Here is a 26,980-nt window from a genome sequence, read left to right as displayed (position 1 = left end):
GACGAGAAGCCCCCGGGGAGCGCCGCGCCCCCCGATCGCCGTCCGCACCCGATGCACCTGGCCCCACTCCCCGCCCTGCTCGCGTTCGGCGTGCGCCTCAACTCTTCGGGGCCACGGCGGCGACGTCGTCCGGGCTGGCGAAGACGCTGTGGAGCGGGGTGAAGGGGCTTCGAGGAGGACATCGCGGGGTGCTGGGTTCGAGCTTGGCATAGGGCCAGCCGGTCTCGTCATGCCAGGTGAGCCTGACACCGTCCCGGGCGCCGGTGCGACTGACATCCCAGGTAAGGGCCTGGGCAGGCGCTACTCGGGGTTGCGCCCGGAGGGGTCACCGTCGGGGTCGTCCAGCAAGGCGATGCGGGCCGTGATGCGCTTGCCGACCGGCTCCCGCTGGACCTCGAAGCCCTGCGCGACGGCCATCACGATCTCCAGCCCGTGCTGCCCCACCCGTCCGGCATCCGCAGCCCGGGCTACCGGCAGCACAGGCTCGGAGTCCCACACCACCACCTCGACCATGTGACCGGTGATCCGCAGATCCATCAGCACCGGGCCGGGCGCGTACTTGCGGGCGTTGGTGACCAGCTCACTGACCACCAACTGCGTCAGGTCCATCGCGCGTGCGGACACCGGCAGACCGTGCTCGGCCTGGACGCGAGTGAGGAAGTCCACCGCGCGGTGACGCGCCTCGGCAATGCAGGATCCGTCGCCGTCCAGGGCGATGGTGGCCTGTATCGGAGGGGTGCCAGGCATGACCGGGTCCTCGCCATCGGGGACTGATTCCGCCAGATCCACCCTTTTCCCCCGTTCATCCGACTGCGCGTACCCCGGACTCTGCCTCGCATGCCCGTGAGCTCGGTTACGCAGAGGGCCGAACGCGTGTTCACCGTAGTATCGGGGCAGGCTGCCAACGCACATCGTGTCGAGGCCCCGAGCCCCCATCAGCAAGCGCAGTCGAGGAAAAGCGGGACAGACACCCACGGAGCAGCCCGGCCCGGCCTGTCGATCGACCACACCACCATCGACGGCAGCAGGGGTGCTCACCCTGCGCGGCGAGATCGACCATGCCGTCACGAACGAGCTCACCGAGGCCCTGTTGGCCTCTGACGGCGCGACGCGGCCGCGGACGGTGGTGGACCTCAGCGGCGTGACGTTCATGGACTCCGGTGGCATCAACGTCCTCATCACCGCCCACCAGGCCATGAGTGACGCTCAGGGGTGGCTGCGTATCGCAGGCGCCCAGGCATCGGTGCTGCGGGTCCTTGAGCTCGTCGGCCTGGACCAGGTCATCGGCTGCCATTCCACCGTCGAGCAGGCTCTGAACGCCTGACCCACGCCGTGCCCGGCGCTGCGCTCTACCCGGCCTCCGCGTCAGGAGCATCCTGCTGGTGTGAGCGCCGCTGCACGGCCGCGTCCAGTTGCCGCCCCACCGGCTCCGGCAGCGGCTGCCCCAGCGCCCAGGCGATCACCGTCTCAGCCACCGTGTGCAGCTTGATGTTGGTGTGCTGGGACACCTCACGCAGCACCTCGAACCCGGCCGCCGACGTCAGCCGGTGGATCGCGATGAGGACACCGATGGCCTGGTCCACCCTCGCGTGGGAGTCGACGGCGTGCCGCAGCTGCGCATTCTCCTGCTCCAGGCGGGCGGTCGTGGAGTCATCACGTGTGCCGTCGAGTGAGGACCGCGGCACGCGGGAAGTCGTCATGCTGGTCTCCATACAGGGGCAAGGCTTCCCCGTACGCCTGCCCCCTGCCGCAACAGCAAGACACCCCCACCGTGGCGAGAACATCACACAGGAGGACTGCTCTTCGCCGTTCCAAGAACGGCGAAGAGCCCAAGGGCTGTAGACCGAACGTGCGTGGAACTCGGCTGAAGCGACAGCCGCCCACCGGCCCGGCAGTGAGGTGAACGCCGTGGAGAAACTGGGTTCAGTGCCCGCAAGAGCAGTGGAGAAACCAGGGAAATCGACCGTGTGTTCCTGCATTCGCCGGGCACGAGGAGCGACGGAGGTTGATAACTATGGTTCCCCTGCTTCTCGTTCTTCTCCTGGCTCTGATCCTCTTCGGCGCGGGCTTCGCGGTGAAGGCACTGTGGTGGATCGCCGTCATCGTGCTGGTCGTCTGGCTGCTGGGCTTCGTCATGCGCTCCGCGGACACAGGCGGCCGCAAGGGCCGCTGGTATCGCTGGTAACAGCAGCATGCGCGTGGGCTCCGGTACATCCGGGGCCCACAGGCATGTCCCGGAACAGGACATCCCTCCGCGTAAACGGTGTAACTACCACCTTCCCGGGAACCGGGCCTCATAGCTGGGGCCCGGTGAAGCAGTGGAACCCGCGCCTCCAAACCACCGGGCCCCAGCCACCCCGACACCCCGCACCGCGCCCCACTTCAGCCGGCCACTCCTGCACTCAGCAGGCCGTTGTACCGACACCACATCTCCGGGCGGTGGGTCACCGACTAGCGCACCCCCGGAATACTGCCTCTTGGCTATGCAGGCGTCATGACGGGCGCTTGGGGAGCGGCGCTCGACCTCCCCAGGCGTTGCGCCGCTCCCGGCCAGCCCACGTCAGTTACCCGCGAACTTCCGTCCTACGCTCACTCAGCCGGCGGGCACGCCACTGCGCCACCGCTGTGGTCAGGTGTTCGTGAAGATGCGCCGGCATCGGCTCCTTCGAAGGCCATGCCGTGCACGGGCCACTGCCCCCTGTCTGGTGTCACCGCACCAGCGACCGGCGCCGGCCAGCGGCTCCGCCGCCCGGAAACGGCCGGTTGAGCAGGTCGGTTACGTGACCGGCTCGTACACGCGCGTCCAGGGCTCGTCTCAGGGTCGTTCGTTTCGGCATGCCCCGAACACCGTCATGTGGCTGCCAGGAGGATGGCGGTGTAGTGCGCGGTGAAGGCGGCGATGGTCAGGGCGTGGAAGACCTCGTGGAAGCCGAACCAGGCCGGTGAGGGGTCGGGGCGCTTGAGTGCGTAGACGACGGCTCCGGCGGTGTAGAGAAGACCGCCGGCGACGACGAGTACGACGACCGCGGTGCCCCCGGTGCGCGCGAATTCGGGCAGGTTGAAGACGGCCACCCAGCCCAGCGCGATGTAGCACGGGGTGTACAACCAGCGGGGAGCCCCGATCCACAGGACGCGGAAGGCGATGCCGGCCAGCGCGCCCGCCCACACCACGGCCAGCAGCACCCGCTGCTGTCCCGTGGGCAGCAGCAGTACCGCCAGCGCGGTGTAGGTGCCGGCGATGATCAGGAAGATGTTCGCGTGGTCCAGCCGCCGCAGGACCGCCTCGCCGCGCAGGCCCCAGGTTCCGCGGTGGTAAACGGCGCTGGTGCCGAACAGCAGGCAGGCCGACACCGCGTACACCGAGCACGCCGCCACCCCCGCAGCCGAGCGTGAGACGGCGATCAGTACGATCCCGCCGACCAGCGCCAGGGGGAACACGCCGGCGTGCAGCCAGCCGCGCATCCTCGGCTTCAGCGCAGCCGCCGCGCGCTGCACCCCGTCTTCCAGGCCGGCGGCTATCTGCCCGCCACTCAGCCGGCCGGTTGCGCCGGCAGGCGCATCTGCCGCCGGGGTGCGTAGGGCGTCGGGCGCCTGGGGCTCCCGTCCGCGTGCCGACGGCTGAGGGTCTTCGGCGATCATGCGCTCATATTCTGAATCGGCGGAGGAATTGGGGTCCGGCGCGTCGCCGTGGAGTGCGGGTCAGACACCGGCCGTGTGTCGGGCTTCGGCGCGGCGGTATTCGGCGTTGAGGCGCCGGGCTTCCTCGAGCTGGTCTTCGAGGATGATGATGCGGCAGGCGGCCTCAATGGGGGTGCCCTGGTCGACGAGTTCGCGGGCGCGGGCGGCGATGCGTAGCTGGTAACGGGAGTAGCGGCGGTGCCCGCCCGCGGAGCGCAGCGGCGTGATGAGGCGGGCGTCGCCGATGGCACGGAGGAAGCCCTGGGTGGTGCCGAGCATTTCGGCGGCCCGGCCCATGGTGTAGGCGGGGTAGTCGTCGTCGTCGAGACGCCCGAAGGAATCGTCTGCTGTCATCTGACCTCTCTGTGAAACGCGTGGAGGGCCCTGGCGCCGTACGGCGCCAGGGCCCGAAGGAACTGCTACACCATCTGCCGGCCCTACTACTGCGCCGGCCTTCTCTCACCGCACACCCGACCGGAATGCTGCCGGGGATGCTGGGATCGCGGTTGCTCGACCGGAGACCACCTCACTATCGATGTCCTGCGGTACCCGGACTCGAAAAGCCGCCCGGGCGATCCTGATGGCGTCCACTTCCTCCGTTCATTCCCTCATTGCTGGTACTGCTCTACTGCGTACTGCTGGTGATGCGAACTACTCGTGGCCTGTTACAACGCCACTCTTCGGCAGCCAGCCCCGCCGCCCGTCCTGCGTCTGCTCTGGCTTGGAACCCCACTGCCGAACCTCCCGGTGCGCGCGCCCGCAGCCGACGCCTTCACCGAGGTACTGCTCACTGACTCCACTGCTGCGTACCGCTCACGGCGGCCCCTGAACACTGCGGGCCGCCCGGTCCGGTCGTCAGTCCCGTCGCCGTCCTGCAACAGCCCTGGCTTCGGAACTCCACCACCGCACCGTCCTGCGCACTGCAACTGCGGTACTTCTCCCCGGCAGTTCGTGTCTGCCGGGCCCTGCGGTCTCTCTGGGTTACGAGAGAAACCATAACCACACCACCAAGCAATGTCTACTCTGGCCAAGATAGATTTTTGTGTGTGGGTGGTGAGGTTTAGTCTCGAGCGGCGATGGAGGGGCCGCGGGAGCGCAGCCTCAACTCGGTTCCCCTGCTGCTCGTCCTGCTTCTGGCTCTGATCCTGAGCTGCTGAGTAGGCGCCTTAACCGGTGCCTACGGTGGCGAAACGCAGAATCGGGCCTCCGGTCCCATCCGTCACCCGTGACCCGGCGGGCCCTCGATCTCCGGGTGCGGCGGGCGCCAAGGGTTGCGACCGTAGGAGTGAAGGAGGCAGGTCCGAACGGGCCAGGAAGGAGGCAGCCCGCATGCTCAGACCACATCCTTCGCTCCTGCGGGAACTCGTCGAACGCTGCGAGACGCTCAGGCAGCGAGCGGCGTCCAACGGCAGTGAGAAGACCAAACGCCAACTTGAGGACGCCTCCTACACGCTGTGCGTGGTCACCGGAACCCGCCAGTTGGACACAGCGCTGTACGTAGCCCGCCAGCACCTGGCCGACGCGATGCGACGAGAGCAGCCTCTCCATCGCTGAGCATGCCCGGGCCCCGACGACTCCCGCGCCCAGCCGTCGCACCGTCGGCGGCGGCGCGGCTGTGGTGCCGCCACGCAACACGGCGAGCGCGCCCGACTCGTCCTCCTTCCCCTCCGGGGCACACCGCCGCCGCGGTCGCCTTCACAACCACCGTTGCCCCAGCGTGGCCACTGGCCGGTGCCCTGTGCACCGTGCCGGCCGCCATGGTGGCCATCGAACGCGTGCAAACGGCGCCCACTACCCCAGCGACGTCACCGTCGGCGCCGCCATCGGCCTGACCAGCGCCTGGCTCACCCGCCGCGCCCCGCACCTGATCCTGCGCCACTGGCTCTAGCGGTGGGCACTCCCGTGCCGTGCGGCCTGCGGGTAATGCCGGTCGGTGGCGCTGCCCCGCGGCTGCTGGGCGTGGCGATCCGGCACACGGCGTGACGCAGGCTGGCACGCATGACAGTGCCGTACTGCCTGCTGAGGCAGCGTCACCAGTAGTGCCGGCGGCCGGCGACCGCGTGCCCCATGGAACCCATGATCCACAAGACCGCGCCGATGACCGCGAGGATGATCCCGATCGTCCACAGGATCGATATGCCGGTGATGAAACCGACTACCAGCAGGATGATGCCGAGGAGGAGCATGACCGCCTCCGGTGTGAAGTAGTGCTGCTTTCACTGTGGACCGCAGCACCATGCTGGGGAAGTGGCCGGTGTCCACGTATTCGGGACCGGATCGTGCGCCTATGCGCCTACAGGTGGCTGCGGACAGGCGGTCATCGCCGATGTGATCGGGTGATCGATGCAAAGCCGAGCGATGAGAGCTGTGTGCCCGTGTGGGATAGGGAAACCCGGAAGTTGCGACAGCACGTGCCGCCTCAGGAATCGCGGGCGGCATGGCTGTCCGGATCCGGCAGAGTCGGGACTGCCTCCTGATCCCCGTAGCCACCAGCCCGGTCGCGGGGGTCGTTCCTGAGGCTTCGCAAATCCTTACCCGTTCGGCTGGGCTGCTGCGGCTCCGAACACTTCCGCGCTACCGCCTTCGGCCTCCTGGGACTCGGAGGTGTCGACGAAGCTGTAGGGCGGCAGCGGGCCGTTGACACGCAGCTCGAGATGCGGGTGCTCCTGGCGGAGGTCGTCGACCGCGGCCAGGAATTGCTCCGCTGAATCGCGGTCCACCAGGAAGGAGAGGTTGGCCAGCCAGCCGGTGCTCTGCGGCCCGGAGCTGACTGCCTCGGCCCTCGGCTCCAGCGCCTGCCAGAGCAGCTCCGCATCGGTCGCCTCGCGTGCCTGGACGGCGGCGGCGATCATCTCCCCGAGCCGGATCTTCTGCTCCTGCGTACCGCCGCCGGCCTCGCGGTTCGCTTCCGCCAGGGACCGGATGTCGTCGTGGTCCGCCATGATCAGGCGGAGCACGGCCTCTTCGTCGTGGCTGGCTTTGATGTTGTACTCCGCCGCGCCGTCCAGGGCCCGCATCCGCTCGAGGAAGTGCTCAGCATGCTCGGCGAGCACCGTGGTCACCGTCTCGTCGTCCGGAGCAGCGCTACCGAACCGCATGGGCAGTACCACGCCGCCCGCTCCGGCTTCGGCCAGTACCTGCTGGTGGGCGAGCAGATCACGCCGCTTGGGCCGCAGCTGATCGGGGGCATCGCTGACGATCGCGGCCAGCTCGCCCTGGCGCAGCACGCGTACCGGCCGCGGAGGGTCGCCGATGCCGTCCAGGTCCTCACGGAGAGGGGTATGTGAGGCGGGGATGATCCCGTAGACGTAGGTGCTCATCTCTCATTCCCCTCTCCGGCGCGCGGGCCGGTCGCCCTGTCGTTGCCGACCGTCGTCACGTGCCTGCTGGAAGGCGTCCGATATCGTCTCAGCGGCGCCGGACAGGGCTCCCTTGGTCTTGCCGCGAGCCCCGGATTCGGTGAGCTGGCCTGTGAGTTCGGTAAGCCCGGCCGGCTTGCGCGGCCCGGCTTCCAGGTCGAGGCGGTTGCATGCCTCGGCGAAGCGCAGGTAGGTGTCGACGCTGGCGACCACGATCCGTATGTCGATCTTGAGTATCTCGATCCCGACAAGGGAGACCCGCACGAACGCGTCGATCACCAGCCCGCGGTCGAGAATGAGTTCCAGAACGTCGTAGAGGCCGCTGGAACCGCCCCCGCCCCCCTGCTGTGTCGCGATGGTCATCGCGACCAACTCCTTGTCGTCTGTCTCTGCACGGTCCTGTCGGCGCTGTTCCTCGCTGCGACGCAGGCTTGCAGGTGCGAGTAGCCCCCACCACCTGAGACCAAACACGTGTACGAGCTTGGCGAGGTGGACGCCATCTCCGGCCCGGGGAGTGAGAGCAGCCTCCGGAACATGCTTGTCGCTTCGCTATTCAACATGCTTATTCCTGTTTCACACCCTTTGGGATGGTGAGCCGGACATGGAGCGAGTGCCTGCACCTGCGCGCTGCCGCTCGGCGGACTTGAAGAGGGGATCCGGACAGCCGCCGGACACCCAGCCCCGGGCTTCGAGACGCGGCCCCACAGACAGCGGACTTCAGGCGGCCGGGAAAGGCGCGGGCAATCAACACAGGAACAGAAAGGGAGTCGGCCGCCATGACCCAGGTCGAGCAGCCCCTGACAGACGCCGCCATCAAAGTGCGCCAGGTCAACCACTACCAGTTCAGCTGGGTGGCCGGAGACCCCGGCCAGCGCGGCACCTTCACCCTGCAGCTGGTCCTGGACGAAGGCGCCGGGGAAGAAGTCCTCACGGTCGACGCCGACGACGCCGACGTGCTGAAGGATCTCCTGGAGCACAATCAGACGGTCCAATACGACGTCCCACGCCACACCCTGATGTTCGGCGTGACGCCCGCCGGCAGCTGACACCCAGCAGCCCACCGCAACACGCCACGACGAAGATCGGCGCGGCTTGGCCTAGTGCACGGAAAGGACCGGGCATCGGGAATGGCCGCCGGGCAGACCGTGGGCGGCTTGCACGTCATGCGGTGCATGAGGCCGATCAACGAAGCACACCTGGCGGCGCCGGGCCTCTGGCGCAGGTCCAGGTAGCAGCGCAGCCGCACGCCCGGCATGCCGGGCTCCCAGGTCGTACGGTCCGCCGACGCGGTCGCCACCGCCCGGCGAGCAGCTCTTGACGGCGAACGCGGTCTGTCGTCACCCGCCGCGACACCGCGGCGTCCCATACGACCAGCTCACCGTCCGTTCACGCTCGCCCTTCACCTGGTGGTCCGAGTCGAGTGCCGGCCAGCTCGCCTTCGAGCAGCTGCAGAACCGGCTTCAGCGGCGCGGTGCCGGGGCGGCCCCGGGGGGGCGGGCGAGTGGCCGGCTCACTTCGTCGCGTTCGATCTGCTGCGGCTGTCCGGGACCGACCACCATCTGGATCCCGTGTACGGCGAGCGCAACCGTCCCGCCTTCGACGCCGTGGACGACTACGACTGCGGCGCTGCGTTCCCCCAGGGCAAGCCATGAAGACCGTCGGCAGACCCCCCACGGCAGTGAGCCGGCCGCTGATCGGACAGGCCGGGACGGGAGCGCTGTCTGCTACTGGGGGGCGGCGTCCAGTGACGTCTCCGCCGGAGTCGTCGGGCAGGGCGATGCGGACGGTGATGCGTTTGCCGACCGGCTCCCGCTGGACCTCGAAACCCTGAGCGACGGCCATGACGATCTCCTGGTTCGGGGGCGCAGGCCTTGCGCACCCGTCGGCGCGCTTTCGTCTCCCCGACGGTGGCGAAGCTGTGCCTACCCGGCGAATCTGGTCGGCGGTCAGCGCCAGGGCCTCCAGGTCGGTGCGCAGGGCCGCGAGGTCGACCGCCGGGCGGGCCGCCGTGGGCGGCTGTTCCTGGGCGAAGAGGAGCAGCTGCTTGTGCGGCGCGGTCGGCTAGTGCGCGGACCGGGCCGTACAGGGGGCGGCCGGTGCGGCGCGCGATGCGTAGCCGGCCGGTGAGGACGCGTGTGGCGAACGGCGCGGTCGTGGCGCAGCGGCACGCGCGGGCTGTCCCACTCCCCCGGCTCCAGCGGCAGGAAAGGCGCGGCCGGGTCGGCGGCCGGCTTCCGGTCCCAGCGTGGCGCGGCGGCCGGTGTCCGGGATGGCAGCGGGCCGGCGGGTGCCCAGCGTGCGGTGTAGAGGCGGTAGCCGGGTTCCTCGCCGCGCTCGGTGCGGGCCTCGGTGATGTCGGTGCAGTGCGCCGCGAGTGCTTCGTTCATGATCCGGTTGTCCTGGCCGGGTTCGCGGCGGCGGCCGCGTTGGACCAGGACGAGGTGTCGGCGGGTTTCGGCGTGGAGGTGGATGCTGGTACGACCGCCATCTCGGCGCTTCCTGCTCCTCACTTGGCATGTGCTGCCTTCTCGCCCATCTGGTTCTTCCGCGGTTGACCCGGCGGTCCGGTCGGAGCCTTTGCCCTGCCCTTCCCTGCTGTGATGGGCGTTGCCTGCTCAGGATGGTTGGGCGTCGAGGCGGGGTGGGTGGCGGGCCGTGTGCGTGTGGGGAGTGGCTCGCTCATGGGCTGAGCGGGCGCGGAGGGGCCGCGCGAGGGCGGGGCGGCCGAGGCGGAGGGCGCGTCATGGTTGTGAGCCGGGGTGTCCGAAGGGATGGAAGGGGCGGCCTGATCAGGGGTGGATGGGGCCGCTTCTGGCCCTGCCTTGTCTGCGGCGTCGGGATGTGAGAGGCCGTCGGTGACGATCAGGCCTGCGGCGACGAGCGCGGCGAGTGCAGCTGCCGCCCCACGCGTTCGGAGGCGGCCGCGAACGGTCCCGGACCGACACCCTTCCTCATGGAGACCTGTTGAGGCGCTCGGGCTCCAGGGCGCTTTCGCGGCGGGGGACGAGCTCCGGTGTGTGGTGTCGGCGTGGTCCTCGGCTGCGGGCGGTGTGACGCTGAGCGCGGGCCGGGCACCGGGCGCGGCAGGGTTTGCCGTGCTCGTTCCGGCGAGACGGGTCAGGGCCTGAGCGCAGTGGCGCGCCATGGGGCGATCTTGTTCATCCAGACTGGTCATGTCCCGCAGGAGGGTGGCAAAACCGTCGGGCAGGAAGTCCGGGAGGGCCGGCCGGCGGTGCAGGCGCGCGATGGCGGACTCGAGAGGACCGCCGGCGTACTCGAGTCGACCGGTGAGGCTCTCGAGGAGGACCAAGCCGAGGGCATAGATGTCCGCGGGCCGGCCGACGGAGCGGCCCAAGACCTGTTCAGGAGAGAGATAGGCCGCCGTGCCGGTCAGGGTGCCTGTGGCGGTGCGGGTGGTCGCGTCCAGCAGCCGGGAGATGCCGAAGTCCGTCAGATGGGGATAGCCGGAGGAGTCCAGGATGACGTTGGACGGTTTGACATCCCGGTGGACGATCCCCGCCTCGTGGGCGTGAGCCAGGGCATCGGCCAATGCCGCGCCGAGCGCTGCGGCAGCCTCGCACGACAGGGGAGCCTCGGCGATGCGAGATTTCAGGGTGGGCCCGTCGATCAGCTGCATGACCAGGAAGGCATCGCCGTCATGGTGCCCGGCGTCGAAGGCGGTCACCAGTCCCGGATGCTGCAAGCGGGCCAGGATCACGGCCTCGCTGCGGAAAGCATCCTCCGTGTCGAAGCCGGTACCGGCGCGGAAGACCTTCACAGCGACCGGCCGCCGCAGCCGCAGGTCGAATCCGCGGTGTACGTCAGCGGCGCCACCCGAACCGATCAGCGCATCCAGACGGTAGCGGCCCGCCAGAACCCGGGTGCAGCCTTGAAAGGCCCGGGCGCCCCGCACCTCGCGCAATCCCACCTTCGATCTCCCCACTCCGCGCACTCGCACCGCTCGGACGCCCGTTCGTCGACGGGCCGCCGAACGCAGGTACCCGTCCATCCGCCGCTTGCACCACAATGAGTGGTGGCCCGCCTGACCGACCGTCGGGCCGGACGGCGAGCACTGGGTGGGACAGCGCTATGGGCGAGGACGCGGCCCACGGAGGACTGTGGTGCGGTTCGCGCAGGAGGAACACCAATCTGACACACCGTCACTGACGGCAACCTCGTGCCCCAAATCCGGCATAGCAGTCACACCAGCCTTAGCGCCACAGCGGCGACGTCCGCGTCGGGGCCCACGTCGTGACCGTGGGTGCCAGAGCCGTCGAAGGTTTCACAGGACGGCGCATGTGCCACCGGGCGGAGACACGAGTGAAAGGAGGCAGGGTGGCCAAGCAGCTGTGCCCGGCAGCGCGCCATCCGGCCCCAGCCTCCTCAGCCGCAGTGACTGATCGAAGTAGAGCTCAGCCGGCACACCCCACCCAACGGCTCGGCTGGTCCGACTGGCGACGCCGCCCGCCAGGCACGATCAACGGCCAGCCGTTACCGCTGGCAGAAGGTCGTATGTAGGCGGAATCCTGTGCCGGCATCCACAGGGCCGCGTCGGTGGCGGGAAATGCCGCCAGACACCTCCTTCGAGCCGGTCAATGCCGTGGACCTGCGGCAGAACTGGTGCACCTCAATGGAAGATCAGTGAGCGAGACGCCTGCCGCCAGGCCGCCTACCGCCGCCGCATTCACGGCGACCCGCCAGGCCGGACCCCGGTGTTCGTCGCCCCTGCGGAGGCCACGGCCGAAGCGGGGCCTGCGCCTCGGCCCCAGGCTCCCCGCCCTGCCGCGCAAGGCATGACGGCGGGCGACGAACTCCTTGTCGAGATAGCCAGGGACATCCAGGACGCTGCCCGCGACCTTGCGCGGCTCCTTCCGTCCTCGGACGGAGAAGAACCCCTCCGCCGCATCGCCCGGCTGCGCGAACGGCTCGATGGCCTGACGGCGCCGGTGGTCGGCCGGGCCCGCTACCGAGGCCTCACCTGGTCCACCATCAGCTCCATCCTGCGTGCCAGTGAGGACACCGCTCGCCACCGCTACACCGAGCGGTACATCCTGCGGCGCCTCGTACGCTTCAACCGTTCCGAGGCGGTACTCACCTCGCTCGCCAGCCTCTTCAACAGCACTCCCCCGCATGCCGCCGATCTCCGAGGGAAGCCGCCGGCGGACGCGACTCAGGTCCTGAACGAGGGGAAGGCCCCGATCAATCCGCCCCGATCGAACCATCCGGAGCGGCGCACAACCGCCTGGCACCAATCCTCTCGTGCTGATCTGCACCGCTCAGCTCACCAACAAGGAGGTCAGCAGCCGCATCGGATGCTCCGCCTTCTACTTCGGCTGGCTTCCGTACCCGGAGGAGCGCGGCACCTCAAGATCGCTAAGTGCTGCCTAGAGCCGCCGATCAAGGTTGCCCGCTCCCACCTACAGAACCATGCACTCGAACGGCGACCGTCCAGCGTGGAAGGCATGGTGCGTGACGTGGACGCTGTCGGAGCCGATGCTGAGCTCCCCGTGCCCGATCCCGTTCTGCGGCCCAGCCGGGCCGCAGAACCTCTGCACGAGGCACGCGATCACCGGGACGGTGTTCCCGCCTGCCGAGACCCAGCAGCATCATCGATCGGCGGAAACGCACCATGCTGGTGCTGCCCCGCCGCACGATCTGCTGCAGCTTCTGCTCCTCCTGCACTCAGCCTTCGGATCCTGACCGGCTCTGCCATCGTGACTCCTCGCACCGATCAGACGTGTCATCACATCCAACCGAGGTGAGGCAAGTCAGCGCCGACCCGGAGACCATGTCCCACACATGGCCTGATCTCTGCGCGCAGTTGAGGTTCAGTCCTTCCACTCACGGGCGAGCACCGCGTAGATGTACTCGCTGCCCCAGCGGTCTCCGTCAAGGTCGTTGTCGACCAGATGCGCCTCACGACGCATGCCCAGACGCTCGCACACACGCACCGAGGCGCTGTTGAGGACGTCGAGCCGGGCAAAGACCCGGTGGACCCCCAACCGGCCGAAGGCCAGCGAGCCCAGGGCGCGCGCAGCTTCGGTGGCGTAGCCCTGTCCGGAGTGCTGCGGGTTGAAGATCGTCCATCAACTGGTAGTCCACGGCGCGCAGATCGTCGCCGTGGCCGCCGACCGGGCTCGCGGTATCGACCCGCGTCCCGTCGTGTCACACTCCCTGCCCGAGTCGGTGACCGTACGCCGCGCCTTCCTCCGCCACGCCTTGGCGGGGCGGAGGTTCGCGCCGCGCTCCCCGCGCTCGTGGTTTGCCTGGGCCGGGTGCTGTGCCGGCGCGGCCAGGAGACCGCACCGCGGGCCGGGGGCCCGCCGCGAGCGGGGCCCGGGCCGGTGTCACACCGGACCGATGACCTTCTTGCGCATGTGCCCGTAAACCACTGACGTCCGTACGTCGGCGAGTTCCGGGCGCTTCGCCAGCTTCTCCAGCACCACTGCGTGCAGATGATCGGTGTCCCGGACGGCGACGTGCACGAGAAAGTCGTCGTTTCCGGTGAGGACGAAGATCGAGATGACCTCGGGCATCCCCTCCAAGAAGGTTTGGAAGGCCTCGATCACAGCACGTGTCGGCGGGCGGACCCGTACGGCGATCACCGCCTGCAACCCGCGGCCGATCGCCGCGAGGTCTGCCTCCGCATGAAATCCCGTCAGGACGCCGCTCCTGCGCAGCGACCGGATTCGCTCCAGACATGTGGACGGGGCGATACCGAGTTCCTGGGCCATGTCCCGGTTGGTGCGCCGACCGTCCTCCTGGAGCATCCGCACCAACGTCGAATCTAGTTCGTCCACGCTTGCCTCATCCCGCCGGATTCCGAAGGTAATTCGGACTCTTCACATCACCTTCGGTGATGTTGTTAGCCTCCAGCCTAGTTGACCGAGCTTTGTTCGGTCATAGCGCGATGGGCGGCAGCGGGCAGCGGAGAGGGGCGACTTGCTTTGCGCAAACGAGGACCCACGGTGTGGGCGGTGTGTGCGGTCATGGCGGCCGCGCTTTTCTGGAGCAGTTCGTACGCGGTGACCAAGCAGGTGCTGGAGGATGTCGGCCCGCTCAGTATCGGCGCCATCAGGTTCACCCTCGCGGCGTTAGTCCTGGGCGTGATGGTACGGCTGAGCAGGCACCGCCCGGCCCGTCCGGACCCCCGGCAGCGGCGCCAGCTCTACCTGAGCGGGTTCCTCGGCATCACCGTGTACTTCATCCTTGAGAACGTCGGCGTGGACCTGTCCACGGCATCCGACGCGTCGCTGATCGTGGCCACGTACCCGCTGATGACGATGCTGGTGGAACTGGTCGTCTTCCGCACCCGGATGCCGCTGCCACGTGTGACGGGTGTGCTGCTGGCCACCGTCGGCGCCTTTCTCGTCGTACGCAACGGGGCCGAGGTCGGCGGCAGTTCGCGCTGGCTGGGGGACGTCCTGTTGCTGCTCGGTGGGCTCGCCTGGGCCGGCTACAACGTGCTCGGCAAGCGCGCGAGCGCTGGCCAGGACGCCGCGAGCGTCACCTACTACCAGACCCTGGCGGGCGCGGCCGGCTTCCTGCTCGCGTCCCTGCTGGAGGCCGACGACTGGCGGATGCCGGGCGCGACCGCCTCATCACTACTGGTCTACCTGGCCGTGGCGTGCTCGGTCGGCGGCTTCCTGCTCTACAACTACGGCCTGCGCCGGATCGCGTCGAGCGTCGCGGTCAACATCCTCAACCTGGTACCGGTCTTCGGCGTCATCGGCGCCGTCGTGATCAACGGGGAGTCGATCCGGCTCGCCCAGGTGACGGGCGGCGTGATCATCATCGTCGGGGTGGCGCTGGGCATGATCGAGCGGGGGCACGAGGCCACGGCGAATCCGGGCGCGAGGGGGAGCGAGCCTTCCGGGACTGCGACCGCTCGGACTACGGCAGAAGCGGGGCCCGTGCCGGACGAGCCCGAAGCGGCTGTACCAACCGCGCGTGGAGTGATCAAGAGGGCTCGGTAGCCGCTGGGGGGTGTCGCTGCGACAGTCTCCGGTGGTGCAGCGGCGCCGTAGGTCATGGACGAACGCGACGGCTCTAGGCCACATCTGTCGCCGACACCCCGTCAGCGGCATATCAGGGGTCTCAGTCCCGAATAGCGCATCCTCGGAGTACTGCCTCTACACCAGTTGGACAGGGGCGTGGAAGCGGCGAAGTGCCGGGGCTGATGCGCGCACCGGAGCATGTGCGGCCGGTCGACGGCGCCGACTACGACCAGGTCGTCACCGAGAAGCTGGAGCCGCCGCAGCGGTCGGTCGCCCACGAGGTGCTCGGGGAGCGCCGGCCTTCGGGGCGGGTCCGGCTATCGGGGGGGACCGCTGCCAGGTGAGGGCGCCCACGCTCTGATGCTCGAGCAGGGGTTAAGGGCCGCACGCCACCTCAGCGTGCGGCCCTGCGTATGTGCTTACGAGGTCCAGCCGCCGTACGGCACGGTGATGAGTTCCATGGCGTGGCCCGCCGGGTCCATGAAGTAGACGCCGCGGCCACCGTCGTTGTGGTTGATCGCGCCGGGCTGCTTCCGGTGGGGATCGGCGTAGTGCGGCGGATCTCCCGGCTCACCGTGGACGGGCTGCGGCCGAGCTCGGCGGCCATCGCATGGACCAATGCAGCTTCTTCCCCAACCGGTCGGCGATGTAGATCCGCTCATCGACCCGGAGGTACCGGGATACATCAGAAGGCGGCGCCACCGGTCGAACCGGGGGCGCCGCCTTCTGATTGGTGTCCGCTCTGCGACGGTTGCGCCACCGGCGCCCGGTCTTGGCGTTGATGCCGACGATCCGGCACGCCTGGTTGTTACTGAAGCCCTGCTCCATGAGCCGGAAGTACGTCTGCCGCTCACGCAGCAGCTTCTTCCGCCCCTGCGCTGTCCGGATCACCCGGATCCTGAAGTCCACCGCATCCCCTGAGCCGGGGTGTTGCGACGACCACTAGAACGGAAGGCTTCGGACGGCGGCGAGGGCCTTGTTGGACAGTTTCTGACCGCAGGTCAATGGGCGGTTCCGGGCGGCCTTGTGACCAGTGATCACGGCCGGTTCGGCGTCGGGGGCGCTGTCGTCGAGGCCGACGACTCCGGCGAACCCCTGCACAGTGAGGGTCGACTTGGCGCCCGGTAACGACGCCGGCGAGCGCGGGGCCCGCGTACGCGAGGCGATCCAAGGCAGCTGCCCACGGTGCGATCGGGCCGGTCGGCGATGTGGACGGCCTCGCGCTCGGCGTAAAGCGCTGTTGCTTCGGTAGCCGCCGAAGCGTCCGAGAACCTGAATGGACGGTCGTTTCGTCTCCCTGATCGTGAAAGGGATGACAGACCTCGACGAGGCAGAACTCGTGCGTCGCGTCGCCGGTGGTGACCGGGCAGCGTTCGACGAGTTGTATCGGCGTACTTCGCCCTGGTTGGCGGTGCGGCTCCGCCGCCGCTGCGCCGACGACGACGTCGTCGCCGACGTGCTCCAGGAAACCTACCTGGCGGTCTGGCGTGCGGCCGGCAGCTATGCGGGCTCCGTGACCGAGGGCAGTGCGGTCGGCTGGCTCTGGGCGATCGCCGCGAACCGTCTCGTCGACGCGTTCCGCCGACGTGCCCGGCAGGAGCGGGTGCCGACGGTTGCCCTGCTCGATACGACCGCGCCGGCCGCCGAGGACGAGGTGATGGCGAACCGCGTCGACCAGAACTTCGAACAGGCGCTGCTGCGGCTGCCACCGGAGTTGCGGCAGGTGCTGCAGGCGATGGTGCTCGATGACCTGTCGGTCCGTCAGACGGCGGTGCTGCTCGGTATGCCGGAGGGCACGGTGAAAACCCGCGCGCGGCGGGCTCGGATCGCGTTGCGGAAGGCGCTCTCATGACTCATCCCACCACCACGATCCTGGCCCGCTACGCGGACGGCGGGCACGGACTCGACGACGCCGCGCTCTGGTCGATCGAGGTCCATCTCGACGCGTGCGCCAACTGCCGTGAGTCACTGGCCGCCAAGGCCACCCCTGCCACGACGGATCTGCTCGACCGTGTCGCCGTCTCGCTCGGCCAGGAGATCGAAGCGAGCCCGTCGCCGACCCGGCAATGCACACCAGCAGCGGCCGTGCACCGACGCTGGCTCGCGTGGACGCTGCTGCCCTGGCTCGCGGTGACCGTCGCGGTGCTGGGCTGTGGCGTACTCCTGGACTCCGCCGAGCCGAGCCTGCCGTCGCTCGTGCTGCTGCTGGCCCCGGTGGCTCCGCTGCCCGGCGTCGCGGTGGCCTGGAGCCGGCGGATCGACCCCGCCTGGGAACTGATCGCCACCACACCGGCAGCCGGCCTGGCCATGGTGCTGCGGCGGACGCTCGCGGTGCTCGTCGTCGTGCTTCCGGCATTGCTGGTGGCGGGTGTGAGCACCGGAACCTCGCTGGCCCTCACCCTGCTGCCGTGCCTGGCGTTCACCGGGGCCACCCTCGTGCTCGGCGCCCTCATCGGCGTACGGCGCGCGGCGATCGGACTCGCGGTGGTCTGGTCCGCGGCAGTCCTGCTGCCGAGTGTTGCGGCCCAGTCCCTGTCCCCGGTACTGCAGCCGGGCAGCACCACCGACTGGGTGGTGGCCACCGTGGCCCTTGCCGCGATCACACCGCTCGCCGCCACGCACTTCCGCCGCCTGACCAGTGGCAACTGACCCCCCTCCCATCAACAGGATCAACAGGAGAGACCTATGCGAGCGGTGCGTGCTGCCGAAACGGCTCCCACCCTTCATCCCTGGCTCGTCCACGCAGAAGAACTGCGTGTCCGGGCCGACCGGCACCTGGCCGTCGACGGGCTCGACTTGACGCTGACTGCCGGCGTGCACGGTGTACTCGGCCCGAACGGCGCCGGCAAGACCACGCTGATGCGCGCGCTGTCCACCGTCGTCAAGCCCGCCAGCGGCTCATTGACGCTGCTCGGCGCGCAGGTGGACGGCCGTGCCGACCTGCGCGAGGTGCGTCGCAAACTGGGTTATCTGCCGCAGCAGTTCGGCTTCTACCCGCGGTTTACCGTCCGCGAGTTCGTCGCGTACATGGCCTGGCTCAAGGAAATGCCCAAAACCGCGATACCCGACGCCGTACAACGCGCGATCGATCGGGTGGGTCTCACCGCCAAGGCCGACGCCAAGATGAAGACGCTGTCCGGCGGCATGCTGCGCCGGGCCGGCATCGCCCAGGCCATCGTGAACGACCCCGAACTGCTCCTGCTCGACGAGCCCACCGTCGGACTCGACCCCGAACAACGTCTCGACTTCCGCGACCTGCTGCGTGACCTCGGCGCCGACAGCTGTGTCCTGGTCTCCACCCACCTCGTCGAGGACGTCGTCGCTGCCTGCACCGACGTCATCCTCATGAACGAAGGCCGACTCCTCTTCCAGGGCACCCCCGACGACCTGATCGCCCGCGGTGGGCAGGGCGACGCGGGCGACAGCCCTGCAGAGCGCGGCTACTCCGCACTCCTGCGCCGGCACCGGAGCAACGCATGAACCACATCCTCGGCATCGAGCTCCGGCGCTCGGCCGCCCTCGGCGCCGCGCTCCTGATCGCCGTCGCCAGCACGATCGTCCTCCACGCCACCGCGGGGCGATGGTCCACGGGGTGGATGGCGCTGGCCATGACGCAGCGCGAATACCTCGCGGTTCTCTCCCCCCTTGCGATGGCCGCCGGCGCCTGGCAGTCCTATCGCGAGCACCGGGCGAACGTCGCCGAACTGCTCGCCGCCGTGCCCCGCCCGAGACCGCAGCGCGTGGTGCCGATCCTGGCCACGACGGCCCTGGCGGTGCTCGTCGCCTACCTGGTCACGCTCCTCGCGGCGGCACCACGGATCGCCGACACGGCGCGCTACCTGCCGCCGGCCGCGTTTTTCGTCGTGGCCGTCGGGCTGGTCGCGATGATCGCCTCGGTCTGGCTCGGGTTGGCCGTCGGACGCCTGGTGCCGGCGCTCGCCACCGCACCCGCGCTGGCCGTGATCGGCTTCGCGCTACTGATCCTCGCGCCCCACGCCCTTCCGGACGGCGGATTCACGGCGGCGTTCTCCCCAGCCATGGGGATGAGCATGTTCAGCGACTACGACACCGTCGACGGCGGAGTCAGCGCCGCCCAGGCACTCTGGATGGCCGCGGTTGCGGTGGCCGGCGTCGTGCTCTTCGTCGTCCAAAACCGTAAGTTCGCGTTCGCCGCGCTGCTGCCGCTGGCCATCGGGGCCACGGCCACGGCCCTGGTGGTGCCGACCGGCGATGCCTACGACCAAGGGACGCTCGATCCGGTGGCCCAGGAATTGGTGTGCACCGACGACACCCCGCGGGTCTGCGTCAGCCGGGCGCACAAAGGGTTGCTGCCCGAGGTAACCCCCAAGGCCCGGCGCGCATTGGAACTCCTGACGAAAACATCAATCGTCGAGGCACATGAGGACACCTCCACGTTCTCTCCTCCTACGTCACCGAGGTCGCGGGCCGACACCGCGCTGATGAGTATCACGGTCGACAAGCACGGTCACCTCGCCCACCCGGGACGGCTCGAACCGACGATGCTCACCGGAGTGTTCACCGGCCCTCTCAGCTGCGGAGACAACCGGAACTTGACAGTCGCCACCGCTGCGGCCTACTGGCTGCTCGACCGGGAGCCGACCGCCGGTCCCGATGGCCTCGAATTCGATGACCCGGACGCCGTCAAGCTCTGGAAGGGACTGCAGGCACTGCCGCGAGCCGAGGCCGAAGCCCGGGTTATCGCCGTCTATCAGGCCGCCCAGAAGTGCCAGGACACCACCGACCTCCTGAGCGGAGGCGCCCGATGACAGGACTGACGCTCTACGTCCGCTCGCGCCAGGTGCCGGCGGCGCTCGGCGCGGCCGGCGCGGGCACTGCCATCGCGTGGCTGCTGGCGACGGCCTTCAGCGTTGAGGGCGAGGTGAGCAGCGCCGTACTCGCCCTGACGGTCCTGCTCCTGGTAGCCGTCGCCACCACCACGCTCGGAGGCCCCGACGACATCCTGGACCGCACGGCGGCGAGGCCGTGGGGGTGGCTGCGGATGTCCCACCTGGCCACGGCCCTGGGATGCGTACTCATGCTGCTGCTGGCCACACTGCTCACCGGCACGCGGTTCGGGCCGTTCGGATGTGTCGTCCGCGACGCGGCCGGCCTGCTGGGCCTGACCGCCCTGGGGACAGTCACGGTCGGCACCGCTCGCTCGTGGTTCCTGCCTCTCGGGTGGACGCTCGGCGCGGCGGCGTTCCCGGGCATGGGCACCGCAGGGGAGGCACTGACCTGGCAGACACAGGCCTCCGACAGCCGACCCGCGGCCGTGGTCGCGGCGGTACTCACCGTCGCCGGAACCGCCGCCTACGTCAGCCGGGGCCCACGTACTACAGCCGGAGATCTGTGACGGAGCCTGTGTGGTTCAACGGCGGCATGGTCACTTTCGACCATGCGAAGTTCACCGGTGACACAGTCACCTTCGGCGGTGCGAAGTTCACCGGCGGCACGGTTGATTTCTCGGGTGCTTCAGGTGTGGCCCCGGATGGCCTGCCGCGGAGCGGGTCTCCGCTGCCGCCGCGACGAAGAGCTGCGGGACCTGCCCCTGCCCGCTGCGAAAGCCATCGAGATCGTCGCGTTCGTACCGCTGGACTCCGTCGACCCCCTGAAGCTCGGCGAGGGCTACTACCTGGCACCGGGCGGGCAGGTCGCCGCGAAGCCGTACAAGCTGCTGCGCATGGCCCTGGACCGGAGCAGCAAGGTGGCCGTCGCGAAGTACGCCTGGAGCGGCAGGGAGAGGTTGGGCCTGCTCCGCGTTCGCGAGGACGTCAATCTTCTGCATGCGATGCGTTGGCCGGATGAGATCAGGTCGCCGCTCGGCGACGGTGGCGTTGAGGTGGTAGTCGAGGGGCAGGTTGGTGACGCGGCTGGCTGGGGTGTGGCCGCCGACGCCGGTGTGGGGCCGGAACGAGCCGTTGATGCCGGCCGATCCAGTCCGTGGTCGGCGATGGGCCGACCATCGTCGAACCCTGGAGGCCATCGTGTGGAAGTGCCGCACCGGCTCGCCCTGGCGGGACCTGCCGTACGAGCTGGGCTCGTTCCAGGCCGCTCACAAACGGCTGCTCAGTGGGACGTGGACGGCACCTGGGAACGGATCCTCGCCGTGCTCCTGGAGGCGGCCGGATAAGGGACGCCATTTCGGGCTGAGCCCGATGACCATGCGCCTCGTCATCCCCTTGCCGTTTGACGACACCGTGGAGCGCGTCTCAAGGGTGCTCAATCAGGTAGGGCGAGCAGTCGAGACCAGGCAGGTTGCCCCTGGCAGGGACGGAGAGACCATCCGTGTCGTAGCGAGTGGCGGCGCTGGCGGCATGAATCCTGTGGTGGTGACTGCGCTGGTGTCGAAGGGCGGGGAGAACAGCTCGGTGGTCCGGCTTCGTGCAGCTGCCAAGGAAGGCCTGATCAAGCAGCGAGCAGGCGAGAAAGCCGCCACCCGCGTTGCAGCCCTGCTGCACAAGGCGAGATAGGACGGATGGATCGGCGGCGCGCTCGATCGCGTCCTCAATCTCCCCCACAGCCCTACTCCTTCGCCCAGGAGGGGGGGGCGTCGCCTCCCATGATGTGGCGGGCAGGGTTGAGGCCCTGCTCCATCACCTCCGCCGCCCACAGGATCGACTGGACACCCTCCAGCTTCGCCGGGCCGGGCGTGGCCCGAGGCGGAAGGCGCCGGGCTCGGGCTTGCCGGCCGTGTAGGTGGCCACCGAGCACCTCCGGCGGCCGTGCGCTGCCTGCATCGCCGCAGGGTGCCGCCGAGCACAGGACGCGCCGTAAGACGCGGACGCTGTCCAACTCTGTGGCTCTAGGCGAGGACGATCGCAAGTCCGAAGAAGAACACGGCTGCCGCGAGTTGGTAGTTCAGTGCGGCCCTGCCGTTCATCAGCGCAACCCATTTTGGCATCAAGTCTCGGTCCAAATCCCACAGTTCACGGCGGGACCAGGTGTTGAGAGCCAGTACCAGGTTGCACACCCCGACGAGAACAAGGCCGACGACCACGTTACCGCTGGACAAGGTCGCTTCCCCTCTTCGGCGAACAGCACGTCGAGCAAGTATGCCCTGCGCAATCGGACAGCCCGAGCAGGGACGGCGACCCGGCCGAAGGTGGGCATGGCGCCGCTGGTCTCGCTCGGGCGTGAAACGGGTTGCTCTGGGTGGGGTGTCTCAGCTGCGCCGCAGGGACGCATGGGGCCCTGCCGAGCCGGTCGCGCTCCCCCGTCGACGGTGCGCACCGCGCCCCGCACCGGTTCACGCAGCTGAAGGACTCAAGAGCGGGTGCGGGTAGGAGAGTTCGCCCCCGGGTGCTGGGCATGGATGGGGATCTTGGTGATGTCAGGGCGTCAGGGGAGGCTAGCGAGGTGCCGCGAGTACGTCCCGGAGTACGTTCTCGAGCGTGACTCGGGCCGGTTCGTGTCTCAGGGTCTCCTCGATACCCTCGTAGATGCTCTGCATCGCCGGCTGGATGCCGTGACCCCGTAGGAGCGGATCGCCGTCGCCGGCCGCGAGCAGGCTTGGAGCTCTGAGAAGAACGCCTCTACCGGCCGACGATGGCGCCTTCCGCGTCGAGCAGGACGCATGGCCGCAGCGGGTTTGTTGTCTCGATCAGTGCACCGGTCCCCGGCAGCACGAAGCCCGCTGAGTCCCGGGCAGCATCGTCCGTCTCAAGCCTGGCCGGGAAGCTGGCAGATAGGGCCTCTGACCAGCGAATATTCCGGGCTCGGTTCAGTCGACCGCACCGTGCCGATCAACGTCCAGAGCGCCACCGAGGACCACTCGGTCAGATTCCACCGGTACCACCTGGAGGACACGGGCCGGGTGCGGGTCAGGGGTTCTGCGAGGCCGAGGACCGCGAGGTCACGAACGACGAGATCGGCAAGGGCTACCAGCTCAGCAAGGAGCAGGTCATCCCCATCAGCGACGACGAGCTGCGGGACCTGCCGCTGCCGACGGCCAAGGCGATCGGGCTCGAAGCGTTCGTCCCGCTGGAGTCCGTGGATCCGATCCGCATCGGCGAGGGCTACTACCTCCAGCCGTCCGGGCAGGTCGCGGCCAAGCCGTACAAGCTGCTCCGGGGAAGCGCCCGCCCGCTCGTCGAAGGTCGCCGTCGCGAAGTACGCCTGGTCCGGCCGGGAGCACCTTGGCCTGGTGAGAATCAGGGACGACGTCATCGTCCTACACGCGATGCGCTGGCCCGACGAGATCCGCGATCCCTCCGAGTTGCTCCCGCCCGCCCCCGGTCGAGCTGACCGACGAGGAGATCGACACCGCTCTCGCCATCATGGACACGCACGTGAGGCAAGTAGTCGACGGTACGTGAGACTCATGCCTTCGGGGGGCTGGTGGGCTCGCCTCATTCGAAAGGGCGTCGTCGTACGTCAGCCGAAGCCGCGGAGCGAGGTGGCGACACGTATCACCGGCCGACCGCAGGTTCAGGGTGCTTGGTCACTGGCCAGTAAAGCCGGGAGCCCCCGTCTTCACATCGATCGTGACCTGCGGCTATTGTTTCGCCGCTGTCGTGCGGACGAACGTGAAGCCGTCCATTCGCCTTGGGGAGGGGATCGGCAGCCATCCATTCACTGTGGGGAGCACATTGAACCTGCGCACGCGCCGCAGATCCGCGGCGCTCACTTCTGCCGCCGCGCTCGCGGCGGGCCTCATCGCCGCGCTTCCCGGGCCGGCCGCCGCCGTTCCCGGCAACTGGCCGGCCACCGACGGGAAGCTGCTCTACACGGACGTGGGCGGTCAGATGGCGTTCGTCCGTCCCGACGGGTCATCGTGGTCCCAGTTCCACCCGACCGGAGACCAGGGCGCCTGGTCCGCCGACGGCAGCCAAGTCGCCTTCGTGAACCACTACGACGACCACCTCCGCACGGCATGGGCCGACTCCGAGACCACCGGCGCCGACATCGCCATGCCGTCGGGCAGTGGCTGGCATCCTGCCGATCCGACCTTCTGGAACGGCGGCGGTGACATCGTCTTCACGGCCGGCGGCCGGCTGCGGCTGACCGCGGCCGACGGCACCCGCGCACCGAAGGCCCTGTTCGGCACCGATGTCGACGGCTGCGACTCCGAGCCCAGCGGCGCGGTGAACGGCATGCTGGCCTTCGTACGCACGGGCACGAGCTGCGGGACCGCGGGCGCCCCGGCTGTCTGGGTCTACAACGGCCGCTCCGGGGCGTTCACCAAGCTGGCCGAGAACGCGAAGGACCCGAGCATCTCCCCGGACGGCCGGTCGGTGGCCTTCACACGGTCGGTCGGCGGGCACAGGCAGCTCTTCAAGGTCAACACCGACGGCACCGGGCTCACCCAGCTCACCACGGACGCCGTGGACCACAACCGGCCCGCCTGGTCGCCGCAGGGCAACCGGATCGCGTACGACGTTTTCGTCTCCGGCGACCCCGAGATCCCCAGCGGACCCCAGGTGCGGATCCACGACCTCGGCACGGGCACGCAGACGCAGGTGCCCCAGGGCACCGGCACCGACGTCGCCTGGCAGCCGCTCAGGGACAACGCGATCTCCCGGGTCTACGGCTCCGACACCTACGACACCAACATCGCGTCGTCCAAGTGGACCTGGAACACGGTCGGCGCCGGCGCAACCGGCCTGCCGAACGCGAACGCGGCCGTGCTCATCAGCAAGTCCGACGCGGCCTACGCCACCACCGCGACATCGCTGGCCGGCAAGAAGAGGGGGCCGGTGCTGATGACCTCCGGGACGGGCCTGGACTCCTCGGTGCAGACGGAGCTCAAGCGCATGCTGCCCAAGGGCAGGACCGTGTACCTGGTCGGCGGCACCAAGATCCTCAGCAGCGCGGTGGCGTCCAAGGTGACCTCGCTCGGGTACGTGGCCAAGCGGCTGTCCGACGTCTCGCGCTACTCGACCTCGGTGGCCGTGGCCAAGGCCATCACCAGCACGCCGAAGTACGTCTTCCTCGCCACCGGCGCCGACTACCACAACGCCCTCGCGGCGAGTTCCGCCGCCGGTTCCATGGGCTCGGCCGGTACCGCGACCGTCCTGCTGACCGACGGTTCGACCATGACCGCGTCGGTCTACGGGTACCTCAACAAGTACAGTCCCGGCACGACGAAGATCATCACGGTGGGGATCGACGCCGAGTCGGCGCTGACCAAGGCGTACAAGGCCGGGAAGATGCCGAACTGGCCCGGCTCGTACAGCTACTACCGGGTCGCCGGCTCTACGCCGCAGTCGAACGCCGTACAGCTCGCCAACCTGTGGTGGTCGCTGCCGTCGAACGCCGCCGTGGCCTCCGTGGGGAGCTGGCGGGGCGGTGTCTCCGCGTCCTCGGCGATGACCACCTACGGCCCGCTGCTGTGGACCGACGTCACCTCGCTGCCGTACGACACCAAGCGGTACCTGATGCGGATGTCGTCGAGCATGTACCACGTGGCCGTCTTCGGCGGCTCGGGATCGGTCGACGCCTCCCTCATCCCCAAGGTCGGTGCGGCGATCGGCGTGGGCACACGCTACGTTTACACGCCGTATTACAAGGGCGTGGCGCCGCAGACCACGACCGCGCAGCCGCTGTCCGGCGGCTCCGGGTCCGCACCGAGCCCGGATCTCGCGCCACTGCGGGTGACGGCAACGAAGTAGCCCTCGCGGACTTCAGGGCCCCGATCGGTCAGCCGGTCGGGGCCTTCGTCGCGGCCGCTCGGACGATGCTGCGGGGACCGGCCTGGCGTTCGGTCGGCTCGGCCGGTACTCGCTCGTCAGAACGTTGCGCTTCTGGCACGTGAGGCAAGTAGTCGGCGGCACCTGAGACTCATGTCTTCGGGGTGGTACTGGTGGGCTCGCCTCATTCGAAAGGGCGTCGTCTACGTCAGCCGAAGCCGCGGAGCGAGGTGGCGACGTACCCCAGCAGGATGAGGCAGAAGCTGCCGACGGCGACGAGCATCTGCGGAAGGCTCGGCTGGCTCCCCAGCATCAGGGGACTCCAGCCCCAGAACACCAGCACGGTCAACGCTGTGCGCACGGTCTGGAACGGCGCCGACCAGGCCACCTCCTGAAGGTCGTCGGCGTCGGGCACGAGGGCGAACACCGGGGTCAGGATCGCTCCGATGAGCGCGACGACGATGAAGGCGATCAACGAGCCCACGCCCAACTCGTCGTCCTGGAAGGCCTTCCACCGGTTCTCGGCGAGCGTGTGCAGGTCCTTGCTCTCATTGACGTAACCGCCGAGACCGGGGTCCGACCGGGCCCACAGGACGTCGACCTCGGTTCCTTTGCCGGGCTTGTCGTGCGTGAAAGCACCGCGCACGGTGAGCCGTTCGGCACCGCCGGGCACGGAGACCACGAGCCGGGACACGTATCCCTTCACGACGCCATCGCTCAACTCCTGTCGTGTCGACTGCCGTTCCACGACCACCGCGGTGCTCACCTCCGCGCCCGCGTCTCGCAGGGTGTCGAGCTTGTCGCCCGCGTTGGACGAGGTAAGGAGAGCGACGGCGAGCACGGCGGAGGAGAACGCGACGAGGACCCAGAGGACAGCGGTGCGAAGCTTGACCCAGAATTCGTCCGTGAACCCGTCGTGCTTGGGCTCACCGCGCAGCATCCACAGCGCCACAACCCGCACCACCGCACACCCTACGGCGACGGCACCCCACACGAAGGGTTCGCGCCAGGGCCGGGCCATGGCGGTGGCCCCCAGCAGCCACATGCAGGCGACGCCGGCCGCGACCCACGCCGCGAGTGAGCACAGCCGTACGAGCCATATCAGCGCCGAACGCACAGATCCTCCCGATGAACATGTGAAACGGCCTCACCGCGGCGCGCTCATCGACGTGCCGGCGTACTCGGCCGGGACGAGCAGGAAACCATCCCCGGCGAACGCCATCTCCGACGGGGGTGGTTTCCTGCCCCAACAGCAGCTTCGGGTCGCGCTCGCTACAGGCCACCACCCGCCCCATGG

Annotated in this window: 26 protein-coding genes and 8 pseudogenes; 17 read left to right on the top strand and 17 right to left on the bottom strand. The window is 69.0% G+C overall.

The annotated features are described in order from the left end of the window. Positions 1–300 precede the first annotated feature (300 nt). Positions 301–747 (bottom strand): ATP-binding protein, encoded by a 447-nt coding sequence (locus QC385_RS20555; RefSeq protein WP_279542768.1) that lies wholly within the window; start codon positions 745–747, stop codon positions 301–303. A 283-nt stretch (positions 748–1,030) separates the two neighbouring features. Between QC385_RS20555 and QC385_RS20550 the strand changes: the two genes are divergently transcribed. Beyond that, the gene (locus QC385_RS20550; RefSeq protein WP_336621309.1) at positions 1,031–1,324 is read left to right on the top strand and encodes an STAS domain-containing protein; all 294 of its coding nucleotides are present in this window, start codon (positions 1,031–1,033) and stop codon (positions 1,322–1,324) included. 25 nt (positions 1,325–1,349) lie between these two features. On the opposite strand, the gene QC385_RS20545 is transcribed toward QC385_RS20550, so the two are convergent. After that, positions 1,350–1,700 carry an ANTAR domain-containing protein gene (locus tag QC385_RS20545; protein ID WP_279542767.1) on the bottom strand — a complete coding sequence of 117 codons (351 nt, stop codon included), beginning with the start codon at positions 1,698–1,700 and terminating at the stop codon, positions 1,350–1,352. A gap of 314 nt (positions 1,701–2,014) precedes the next feature. Between QC385_RS20545 and QC385_RS20540 the strand changes: the two genes are divergently transcribed. Next, complete coding sequence (locus tag QC385_RS20540) at positions 2,015–2,185, top strand: DUF5670 family protein (protein WP_279542766.1); 171 nt, start codon at positions 2,015–2,017, stop codon at positions 2,183–2,185. Between the two features lie 665 nt (positions 2,186–2,850). Here QC385_RS20540 and trhA read toward each other — a convergent pair. Together trhA and QC385_RS20530 are read right to left on the bottom strand one after the other, a co-directional pair. Beyond that, the gene (gene trhA / locus QC385_RS20535; protein WP_279542765.1) at positions 2,851–3,639 is read right to left on the bottom strand and encodes a PAQR family membrane homeostasis protein TrhA; all 789 of its coding nucleotides are present in this window, start codon (positions 3,637–3,639) and stop codon (positions 2,851–2,853) included. Positions 3,640–3,699: 60 nt separating this feature from the next. Further along, complete coding sequence (locus QC385_RS20530) at positions 3,700–4,032, bottom strand: helix-turn-helix domain-containing protein (protein ID WP_279542764.1); 333 nt, start codon at positions 4,030–4,032, stop codon at positions 3,700–3,702. A gap of 975 nt (positions 4,033–5,007) precedes the next feature. Between QC385_RS20530 and QC385_RS20525 the strand changes: the two genes are divergently transcribed. After that, positions 5,008–5,232, top strand: a complete 225-nt coding sequence (locus tag QC385_RS20525; RefSeq protein WP_279542763.1) for a DUF5133 domain-containing protein — start codon at positions 5,008–5,010, stop codon at positions 5,230–5,232. Between the two features lie 163 nt (positions 5,233–5,395). Further along, positions 5,396–5,566 (top strand): hypothetical protein, encoded by a 171-nt coding sequence (locus QC385_RS20520; RefSeq protein ID WP_279542762.1) that lies wholly within the window; start codon positions 5,396–5,398, stop codon positions 5,564–5,566. 142 nt (positions 5,567–5,708) lie between these two features. Here QC385_RS20520 and QC385_RS20515 read toward each other — a convergent pair whose 3' ends face one another. From QC385_RS20515 to QC385_RS20505, 3 genes are all read right to left on the bottom strand, one after another. Further along, positions 5,709–5,864, bottom strand: a complete 156-nt coding sequence (locus QC385_RS20515) for a DUF6131 family protein (protein ID WP_279542761.1) — start codon at positions 5,862–5,864, stop codon at positions 5,709–5,711. Between the two features lie 345 nt (positions 5,865–6,209). Next, the gene (locus QC385_RS20510; RefSeq protein WP_279542760.1) at positions 6,210–6,998 is read right to left on the bottom strand and encodes a GvpL/GvpF family gas vesicle protein; all 789 of its coding nucleotides are present in this window, start codon (positions 6,996–6,998) and stop codon (positions 6,210–6,212) included. A 3-nt stretch (positions 6,999–7,001) separates the two neighbouring features. Then, on the bottom strand, positions 7,002–7,400 hold the full coding sequence (locus tag QC385_RS20505; protein ID WP_279542759.1) for a gas vesicle structural protein GvpA: 399 nt from the start codon (positions 7,398–7,400) through the stop codon (positions 7,002–7,004). 413 nt (positions 7,401–7,813) lie between these two features. Here QC385_RS20505 and QC385_RS20500 point away from each other — a divergent pair, with 413 nt between their 5' ends. Continuing rightward, entirely contained in the window at positions 7,814–8,083 is a 270-nt protein-coding gene (locus tag QC385_RS20500; RefSeq protein WP_279542758.1) for a hypothetical protein, read from the top strand. Here the strand turns inward: QC385_RS20500 and QC385_RS20495 are convergent. The 5 genes and pseudogenes from QC385_RS20495 to QC385_RS20470 all read right to left on the bottom strand — a co-directional run bounded on the left by QC385_RS20495 (position 8,017) and on the right by QC385_RS20470 (position 13,837). Then, complete coding sequence (locus tag QC385_RS20495) at positions 8,017–8,403, bottom strand: DUF6207 family protein (RefSeq protein WP_279542757.1); 387 nt, start codon at positions 8,401–8,403, stop codon at positions 8,017–8,019. The two genes, QC385_RS20500 and QC385_RS20495, sit on opposite strands and share 67 nt — an antisense overlap. 1,140 nt (positions 8,404–9,543) lie before the next feature. Then, positions 9,544–10,965: a serine/threonine protein kinase gene (locus tag QC385_RS20485; RefSeq protein ID WP_279542756.1), complete on the bottom strand. Its 1,422-nt coding sequence runs from the start codon at positions 10,963–10,965 to the stop codon at positions 9,544–9,546. Positions 10,966–12,586: 1,621 nt separating this feature from the next. Beyond that, positions 12,587–12,750 (bottom strand): annotated as a pseudogene (locus tag QC385_RS20480) (IS630 family transposase); the annotation flags it as partial. Between the two features lie 115 nt (positions 12,751–12,865). Further along, positions 12,866–13,117 (bottom strand): annotated as a pseudogene (locus QC385_RS20475) (GNAT family N-acetyltransferase); the annotation flags it as partial. A gap of 267 nt (positions 13,118–13,384) precedes the next feature. Then, the gene (locus tag QC385_RS20470) at positions 13,385–13,837 is read right to left on the bottom strand and encodes an Lrp/AsnC family transcriptional regulator (protein ID WP_279542755.1); all 453 of its coding nucleotides are present in this window, start codon (positions 13,835–13,837) and stop codon (positions 13,385–13,387) included. Between the two features lie 147 nt (positions 13,838–13,984). Here QC385_RS20470 and QC385_RS20465 point away from each other — a divergent pair, with 147 nt between their 5' ends. Together QC385_RS20465 and QC385_RS20460 are read left to right on the top strand one after the other, a co-directional pair. Then, a complete protein-coding gene (locus QC385_RS20465; protein ID WP_279542754.1) occupies positions 13,985–15,013 on the top strand; it encodes a DMT family transporter in 1,029 nt (342 codons plus the stop codon). Positions 15,014–15,216: 203 nt separating this feature from the next. After that, positions 15,217–15,378 (top strand): hypothetical protein, encoded by a 162-nt coding sequence (locus tag QC385_RS20460; protein WP_279542753.1) that lies wholly within the window; start codon positions 15,217–15,219, stop codon positions 15,376–15,378. 75 nt (positions 15,379–15,453) lie between these two features. Here the strand turns inward: QC385_RS20460 and QC385_RS20455 are convergent. Together QC385_RS20455 and QC385_RS44260 are read right to left on the bottom strand one after the other, a co-directional pair. Continuing rightward, a pseudogene (locus tag QC385_RS20455) lies at positions 15,454–15,588 on the bottom strand (VOC family protein); the annotation flags it as partial. Then, a pseudogene (locus QC385_RS44260) lies at positions 15,588–15,943 on the bottom strand (helix-turn-helix domain-containing protein); the annotation flags it as partial. The pseudogenes QC385_RS20455 and QC385_RS44260, both read right to left, overlap by 1 nt. Before the next feature lie 403 nt (positions 15,944–16,346). Between QC385_RS44260 and QC385_RS20450 the strand changes: the two are divergent. From QC385_RS20450 to QC385_RS20415, 8 genes and pseudogenes are all read left to right on the top strand, one after another. After that, positions 16,347–16,886, top strand: coding sequence for an RNA polymerase sigma factor (locus QC385_RS20450; RefSeq protein ID WP_279542752.1), 540 nt, complete (start codon positions 16,347–16,349; stop codon positions 16,884–16,886). Further along, complete coding sequence (locus QC385_RS20445) at positions 16,883–17,683, top strand: hypothetical protein (protein WP_279542751.1); 801 nt, start codon at positions 16,883–16,885, stop codon at positions 17,681–17,683. The genes QC385_RS20450 and QC385_RS20445 overlap by 4 nt, the downstream gene beginning before the upstream one ends. Before the next feature lie 36 nt (positions 17,684–17,719). Next, a complete protein-coding gene (locus QC385_RS20440) occupies positions 17,720–18,514 on the top strand; it encodes an ABC transporter ATP-binding protein (RefSeq protein ID WP_279542750.1) in 795 nt (264 codons plus the stop codon). Beyond that, the gene (locus tag QC385_RS20435; protein WP_279542749.1) at positions 18,511–19,821 is read left to right on the top strand and encodes a hypothetical protein; all 1,311 of its coding nucleotides are present in this window, start codon (positions 18,511–18,513) and stop codon (positions 19,819–19,821) included. The genes QC385_RS20440 and QC385_RS20435 overlap by 4 nt, the downstream gene beginning before the upstream one ends. Then, the gene (locus QC385_RS20430) at positions 19,818–20,408 is read left to right on the top strand and encodes a hypothetical protein (RefSeq protein ID WP_279542748.1); all 591 of its coding nucleotides are present in this window, start codon (positions 19,818–19,820) and stop codon (positions 20,406–20,408) included. Before QC385_RS20435 ends, QC385_RS20430 begins: the two co-directional genes overlap by 4 nt. Before the next feature lie 171 nt (positions 20,409–20,579). Beyond that, positions 20,580–20,873, top strand: a pseudogene (locus QC385_RS20425) (Ku protein); the annotation flags it as partial. Between the two features lie 103 nt (positions 20,874–20,976). Then, positions 20,977–21,179: pseudogene (locus QC385_RS20420) on the top strand (transposase); the annotation flags it as partial. Positions 21,180–21,210: 31 nt separating this feature from the next. Further along, positions 21,211–21,525: a hypothetical protein gene (locus QC385_RS20415; RefSeq protein WP_279542747.1), complete on the top strand. Its 315-nt coding sequence runs from the start codon at positions 21,211–21,213 to the stop codon at positions 21,523–21,525. A gap of 332 nt (positions 21,526–21,857) precedes the next feature. On the opposite strand, the gene QC385_RS20410 is transcribed toward QC385_RS20415, so the two are convergent. Together QC385_RS20410 and QC385_RS20405 are read right to left on the bottom strand one after the other, a co-directional pair. Then, positions 21,858–22,067 (bottom strand): hypothetical protein, encoded by a 210-nt coding sequence (locus tag QC385_RS20410; RefSeq protein WP_279542746.1) that lies wholly within the window; start codon positions 22,065–22,067, stop codon positions 21,858–21,860. A gap of 336 nt (positions 22,068–22,403) precedes the next feature. Continuing rightward, positions 22,404–22,526: pseudogene (locus QC385_RS20405) on the bottom strand (Rrf2 family transcriptional regulator); the annotation flags it as partial. 74 nt (positions 22,527–22,600) lie between these two features. Between QC385_RS20405 and QC385_RS20400 the strand changes: the two are divergent. Together QC385_RS20400 and QC385_RS20395 are read left to right on the top strand one after the other, a co-directional pair. After that, positions 22,601–23,065: pseudogene (locus QC385_RS20400) on the top strand (Ku protein); the annotation flags it as partial. 578 nt (positions 23,066–23,643) lie between these two features. Further along, entirely contained in the window at positions 23,644–25,665 is a 2,022-nt protein-coding gene (locus QC385_RS20395; RefSeq protein WP_279542744.1) for a cell wall-binding repeat-containing protein, read from the top strand. A 226-nt stretch (positions 25,666–25,891) separates the two neighbouring features. Here the strand turns inward: QC385_RS20395 and QC385_RS20390 are convergent, their stop codons facing one another. Further along, positions 25,892–26,800 carry a hypothetical protein gene (locus QC385_RS20390; protein WP_279542871.1) on the bottom strand — a complete coding sequence of 303 codons (909 nt, stop codon included), beginning with the start codon at positions 26,798–26,800 and terminating at the stop codon, positions 25,892–25,894. Between the last annotated feature and the right edge of the window lie 180 nt (positions 26,801–26,980).

It is taken from the genome of Streptomyces sp. DH10, from assembly GCF_029813805.1.
In the GTDB taxonomy this organism is placed as follows: Bacteria; Actinomycetota; Actinomycetes; order Streptomycetales; family Streptomycetaceae; genus Streptomyces; species Streptomyces coeruleofuscus.
This window is presented reverse-complemented; position numbering and strand designations above follow the sequence as displayed.